This window comes from Rhizobacter sp. P3_B12, from assembly GCF_056402895.1.
Map to the genome: position 1 here is coordinate 1 of NZ_JBFUGN010000367.1, position 5,548 is coordinate 5,548.

7 protein-coding genes are annotated in these 5,548 nt (G+C 67.2%); 5 read left to right on the forward strand and 2 right to left on the reverse strand.

Annotated elements, in window-relative coordinates; translation table 11 throughout:
• Positions 1–558 (forward strand): (5-formylfuran-3-yl)methyl phosphate synthase (locus AC1D01_RS18595; RefSeq protein ID WP_477868846.1); only part of this gene is annotated, 558 nt, incomplete at its 5' end.
• A 67-nt stretch (positions 559–625) separates the two neighbouring features.
• Here the strand turns inward: AC1D01_RS18595 and AC1D01_RS18600 are convergent.
• On the reverse strand, positions 626–1,576 hold the full coding sequence (locus tag AC1D01_RS18600; protein ID WP_477868848.1) for a LysR family transcriptional regulator: 951 nt from the start codon (positions 1,574–1,576) through the stop codon (positions 626–628).
• An 87-nt stretch (positions 1,577–1,663) separates the two neighbouring features.
• Here AC1D01_RS18600 and AC1D01_RS18605 point away from each other — a divergent pair, with 87 nt between their 5' ends.
• The 4 genes from AC1D01_RS18605 (at position 1,664) to AC1D01_RS18620 (ending at position 4,595) form a co-directional block, all read left to right on the forward strand.
• Complete coding sequence (locus AC1D01_RS18605; protein ID WP_477868850.1) at positions 1,664–2,647, forward strand: MBL fold metallo-hydrolase; 984 nt, start codon at positions 1,664–1,666, stop codon at positions 2,645–2,647.
• Between the two features lie 437 nt (positions 2,648–3,084).
• Positions 3,085–4,098, forward strand: a complete 1,014-nt coding sequence (locus tag AC1D01_RS18610) for a hypothetical protein (protein WP_477868852.1) — start codon at positions 3,085–3,087, stop codon at positions 4,096–4,098.
• Between the two features lie 132 nt (positions 4,099–4,230).
• Positions 4,231–4,464: a CopG family transcriptional regulator gene (locus AC1D01_RS18615; RefSeq protein WP_477868854.1), complete on the forward strand. Its 234-nt coding sequence runs from the start codon at positions 4,231–4,233 to the stop codon at positions 4,462–4,464.
• A complete protein-coding gene (locus AC1D01_RS18620; RefSeq protein WP_477868856.1) occupies positions 4,461–4,595 on the forward strand; it encodes a hypothetical protein in 135 nt (44 codons plus the stop codon). Before AC1D01_RS18615 ends, AC1D01_RS18620 begins: the two co-directional genes overlap by 4 nt.
• Positions 4,596–4,826: 231 nt before the next feature.
• On the opposite strand, the gene AC1D01_RS18625 is transcribed toward AC1D01_RS18620, so the two are convergent.
• On the reverse strand, positions 4,827–5,441 hold the full coding sequence (locus AC1D01_RS18625; protein WP_477868858.1) for an amino acid kinase family protein: 615 nt from the start codon (positions 5,439–5,441) through the stop codon (positions 4,827–4,829).
• Positions 5,442–5,548: the final 107 nt, after the last annotated feature.

Consider the following 5,548-nt stretch of genomic DNA (forward strand, 5'->3'; position numbering starts at 1 on the left):
GTGCAGGCATTGCGCGAACGCGGCATCGCGCTACCGATCAGCGCGACCATCGGCGACATGGGCATGCACGAGACTGACCTCATCGCCGCGCGCGTCGAAGCCGTCGGTGCCTGCGAGGTCGACTACGTGAAGGTCGGCATCGCGCCGTCACCGCAGGCGGCTGCGGTGCTCGACCGGTTGGCCGCCAGCCGTCATGCGGTGGTGCCGGTGTTCATTGCCGACGCCGGGCTCGATTTCGAGTTGATCGCGCAGGCCTGCCGGCTCGGCTTTCCGGGGCTGATGGCCGACACCGCCGACAAGCATGCCGGCAGCCTCTTCGCGTGCGTGGCCATGCCGGTGCTGCAGCAATTCGTCGCGACAGTGCGTCGCGCCGACAAGCTGGTCGGGCTGGCCGGTGCGTTGCGGCTGCCGGACCTGTCGGCGCTGCAACAGCTCGCGCCCGACTTTGCGGGCTTTCGAAGTGCGGTGTGCGCAGGCGATCGGTCTTCGACGCTTGATGCGCAGAAGCTGCGTGGATTGGTTGAATTGCTGGGGCAGGTTCCTGCGACGCTGCCCTGAGGCGGCATCGACGGATCGGCGTCATGGCTTGGCCGGCCCGATCGCTCAGGCAAGAGTCCTCTCAGAATCAAACCTCCATCGGAGAGCGATCCCCCGCGGAGGCCTTGTCGGCAAGCAGCGCCCATTCGCCGCGAAGGCTCTTGAGAGCGTAGTCGGCAAAGTGGCGTACTCGCGGGGCCAGATGCAATGCATGCGGGTACACGACATGCAGCGGTGCGCTGGGGATGCTGTATCGCCCCAGCACGCGCACCAGCGTTCCATCCCTCAGTTCCGAGCCCACATCCCATATCGACTTGAGAAAGATCCCGCCGCCGGCGAGCGCGAGCGCTTTGGCCGCGTTGCCGTCATTGCACAGGAAGGTCGCGTTCACCTCGGCCGAGACCGGTTTGCCTTCGTGCTGGAAGAGCCAGTGCCGCGTGCTTCGCGTGCCGTAGAGGATGCAGTTGTGCGCTGAGAGCGCAGCAGGCGTGTCGGGAGAGCCGAAGCGCCGCAAGTAGTCCGGCGCGGCGCACAGGACGAGCTCGCTGTCGGCGATGTGGCGTGCCGTCATCGTCGAGTCGTCGAGCACCCCGAAGCGCAGCGCCAGGTCAATGCCTTGCTCCACGAGATCCACGACGTCGTCGCTCAAGACGAGCTCGATCCTCAACGCCGGATGCATGGCCTGGAACTGCGCCGCCAGCGCTGCGAGATAGCGCGTGCCGAGCATGCGCGTCGCCGTCACCCGCAGGTGTCCGTTGATCTCGGTGCGGCTGTGCTGCATCACCGCCTCGGCCTGCTGCACCTCCGCAAGGATGCGCACGCAATGCAGGTGGAAGCGTTCGCCTTCCTGCGTCATTGATTGCCGCCGTGTGGTCCGGTTGAGCAGGCGAACGCCCATGCGCGCCTCGAGGCTGGCCAAGCGCTTGCTGACCACTGCCAGAGACAGGCCCAGCTCGTTCGCGGCCCCCGTGAGACTGCCGGCACTGGCGACCTTGTCGAAGATCGTCAGCTCGACCAGGTTGTCGATCATTGTTTCCATATCATTGATTGTGAAATCATGATTTCAATCTTTATCAACCAAATGGCGATAACTATAGTGCCTTTCACCACTTCACAGAGCCTCACGATGAAACGCACATTCCTTGCGGCCTTCCTGGCCGCCGCTGTCGCCACCAGCCTGGTCGCCCCGGTCTCATCATCCGCGGCCGAGGCGCCTGCGACCAAGGTGAGCCGCTATCAAGCCGGCTACTACCACTTCAAGCTCGGCGACTTCGAGATCGCGGCGCTGTCCGACGGCACGCTGCCGATCCCGACGCTGAAGCTGCTGACCAACGCCCAGCCCGGCAAGGTGGCGTCGCGCCTGGCGGACACGTATCAGACGACCGAGGTCGATGCCTCGGTCAATGCCTACCTGATCCGGGCGGGCGACCGCCTGATCCTGATGGACGCCGGCACCGGCGAGCTCTACGGCCCGACGTTGAACAAGCTCGAGGCCAGTCTCAAGGCGGTGGGCGTCACCCCGGAGCAGATCACCGACATCCTGATCACGCACGTCCACACCGACCACACCGGTGGCTTGATGGATGGCAAGCGCATCGTGTTTCCCAACGCCACGGTCCACATCGAGCAGAAGGAGGTCGCGTACTGGCTRAATCCCGAGAATCGCGMCCGGGCGCCGGAGGCGACGAAGAAGTACTTCGACGAGGCTTCGGCCAAGGTGCAGCCCTATGTCGATGCCGGCAAGGTGAAGACGTTCTCCGGCGCGACCGAGCTGTTCGCCGGCATCCGTTCCATCCCCGCTCCGGGCCACACACCGGGCCACACGTTCTACGCGCTCGAGAGCAAGGGCGAGAAGCTGGTCTTCTGGGGCGACCTGGTTCACGTGGCGGAAGTTCAGATGCCCGACCCGGGCGTGACGATCGTCTTCGACGTCGATCCCAAGGCCGCCGCAGCAACGCGCAAGAAGGCGTTCGCCGACGCGGTCAAGGGCCGGTACTGGGTCGCGGCCGACCACATCTCGTTCCCCGGCGTCGGCCATCTGCGCCGCGATGGCACAGGCTACCGGTGGATCCCCATGACCTACGTGAACGACCACTACGAGATGAAGTGAACCATGGCCCGGCGGTTGCTGAATCACTCCGCGGCACCGCTGCTGGCAGCGTGTCTGGCAAGCCCTGCAGGAACAGGGTCCCGGCGTTGCGCCGGGCGGTCGTCGGCTTCGCTTTTCCATCACCGCCCGGGTCGGGCCGGCTCCAACACTGGAGAAGCGTTGAAGCGGGCTGCAACCCCGCCGTCTCCGCGCCCCTTCTCCCCACACAGGAAGCCATTGCCATGATGAAAGTCAACCAGACCCACGGAGCTCGCCCAGCCTCCACGGCATCTGAAACGCAGCGATCGGACAGCCCGGCCTCGAACACCTCCGCCGGCGCGCGCTCGCGATCGGTGGATGGCTCGCTCGGAACGCTGGCAACGCGCACCTCGAATGCGTCCGGCACGGCGCGCACCCCCCGCGGCCCCACCAACAGCAACTTCGAACTCTCAAGCGCCGTGACCTACCAGCCCGGCAGCGGCCAGAAGCCGTCGCAGCCGAATGGCGAGCCGTATGCGACACCCCACTTCATCCATCCGGAAACGGGCGAGCACGTCCACCTGACGGGCGTCGAGTCGAAATCCGGTGTCTTCATCGTCACCAACCACCAGACGCACGAGGCCGTGGCGAGCCTGCGCATCATGGGCAGCGGCGACAACAAGACCGCCGTGCCGCCCGATCAATATGGGCTGAAGGGCGGCACGCGCTACACGCTGCGCGATGGCACGCCGTGCGACAGCCGGGGCAACCCGCTGCGCAGCTCGAGTTCGTCGCCGCGTCGCCAGCGCACCGCCTACGAAAGCTCCGGCCTGTCGCTCAGGCACGATTCGGACGACGACAGCGACGACTCCAACCACTCGCACTACTCGGGCAGCGCCCTGACCGGCGGCGCACCGTCGCGCGCCGAGATCCAGCGGCGCACCGACGACTTGCGCAGGCGCGGCTTCCAGCCGGTGGGCTACCACGGCACCAACCAGGCGGGGATGAACTCGCTCGTCCAGCAAGGCCCGCGCCGCGGCCATGGCGGCTCCAACAGCGGGCTCGAACGCGGCAACGGCTTCTACGTCTCGCGCGAACGCAGCTACGCCGAGGACTGGGCAGACAGCGCCACCCAATCGGGCGAGCCGGAGCCGCCGCGCTACGAGACGCCGCGCTACCCCGGCGAGCGCGGCATGCCTGCCGTCGGCGCCGTCTACGTGCAGCATCCGCAATTCCTCACCCCGGGACGCGACATCGCGTGGGGCCAGCAGGCCTCGCAGGGCGACCCCCATGGCGACCGCCGCCTGTCGCGCCACGACACCCGCGGCGACATGGCCGACAGCCGCTACGCGACCGAGGCCGTCATCGCGCCGCGCCAGTACGCCAACACCCGCATCGTRCCGTCGTACGGCTCGCCGGGCCGGATGGGGCCGTATCCGTCGCACGAGACGCCGGAGTACGGGCGGCCGTTCCATCCGGACGACGAATATTGAGAGAGGGTGGTGTTCGCAGCCTCGGCCTGGCGGCCGGGGCGCTTTCTCCGGCTCACCCGACTCACCCGGTGCGTCAGCGCTCAGCTGACTGCCTGATGCGTGATGTACGATGCGGCGCATCAGAGGTGAACCATGCGAACAACGCTCGCCATTGACGACGATATTCTGGCCACGGCAAAGCATCTCGCGGAGCGGGACCGCAAGACCGTTGGTGAAGTCATTTCCGACCTCGCTCGGCAGGGCCTGGCGCGGACGGCACGCTCAACCCCCGCGGAACGAAACGGTGTGCCGCTGCTACCGAGCCGCCGTGGCGCAACCACGATCACGCCGGAACTGGTCAACCACTTGCGCGACGAACTGCCGTGACCGTGTATCTGCTGGACGTCAATGTCCTGATCGCTCTTGTCGACCCCGCGCACATCCAGCATGACCCAGCGCACGATTGGTTCGCTCGGGTCGGGCGCAAGGGCTTTGCAGCGTGGTCCTCCGGTCACTGACGGCGATCCGCGGTCTCGCTGGCCACACCTTCTGGCACGACGATGTGAGCATCGCTGACGAGGAGCTCTTTGCGCCAGAACTTCTCTCGAGTCACTCGCGCGTGACCGATAGCTACCTGCTCGCACTCGCACACACAAACGGTGGGCGCCTGGCCACGATGGACCAGAAGTTGGCGACAGGGGTTGTGCCAGGCGGGAAGAAGGCTCTCGAACTCATCCTGACGGGCTGATCTACGGGAACGCCCGCCCCGCCCCCAGCACCCGGCTCTCGCCATACAACAACGCCCGCATCCCCTCCAGGTCGCCCTTGTGAATGATCTCGATCGGGAAGGCCGCCCCGTCCGCCAGCGTCGCGAAGCGCGCGTCGACGATGCCCTGCTCGCCCAGCTGCGCCAGCGTCGGCGAACCGTCCATCCGGCACGACTTCACCACCACCAGCCGCTCCGCATTGAGCCGCCGCGCCAGGTCCAGCGCGATGCTGTCGGACGTGACCTCCCAGTTGGTCTGCCCGTCGGGCTGCTCGCGTTGCAGCTCGAACGGAAGCCAGAGCGCCGTCTGCCCCTTGTGCAGCACGCGCCGGATGTCACTGCGGCTCGTCGCCAGTTGCAACGCGGGGTTCAGCGCGTTGAACTGGTAGGCGGTCTGCGCCATCGCCAGCACCGCCATGTTGTGCGCCGCCAGGTCGTTGAACTGCCAGTGCGACTGCAGGCGCCGCACTTCGTCGGCCAGGCTGCCGCCGCCGGACACCAGCGTCACGCGGCCTCCGCCCAGCTGGGCCAGCAGGTCCAGCCACTGCGGCAGCACGGGGTCGGCGCACAGGCTGCCGCCGAGCTTGACGACCCACATCAGCGCAGCTCCATGTCGAGCAGCATCGCCACCGCCACGCTCGGCGCGCACACCTGCGCCCAGCCCGCCACCGCCGGTGCGGCGCCGGGCGCCAGGCGGGCCAGGTC

Excerpts from the sequence above, each read along its gene's own strand:
- AC1D01_RS18600 (WP_477868848.1), bottom strand. The coding sequence starts at position 1,576 with ATGGAAACAATGATCGACAACCTGGTCGAGCTGACGATCTTCGACAAG.
- AC1D01_RS18615 (WP_477868854.1), top strand. The coding sequence starts at position 4,231 with ATGCGAACAACGCTCGCCATTGACGACGATATTCTGGCCACGGCAAAG.
- AC1D01_RS18625 (WP_477868858.1), bottom strand. The coding sequence starts at position 5,441 with ATGTGGGTCGTCAAGCTCGGCGGCAGCCTGTGCGCCGACCCCGTGCTG.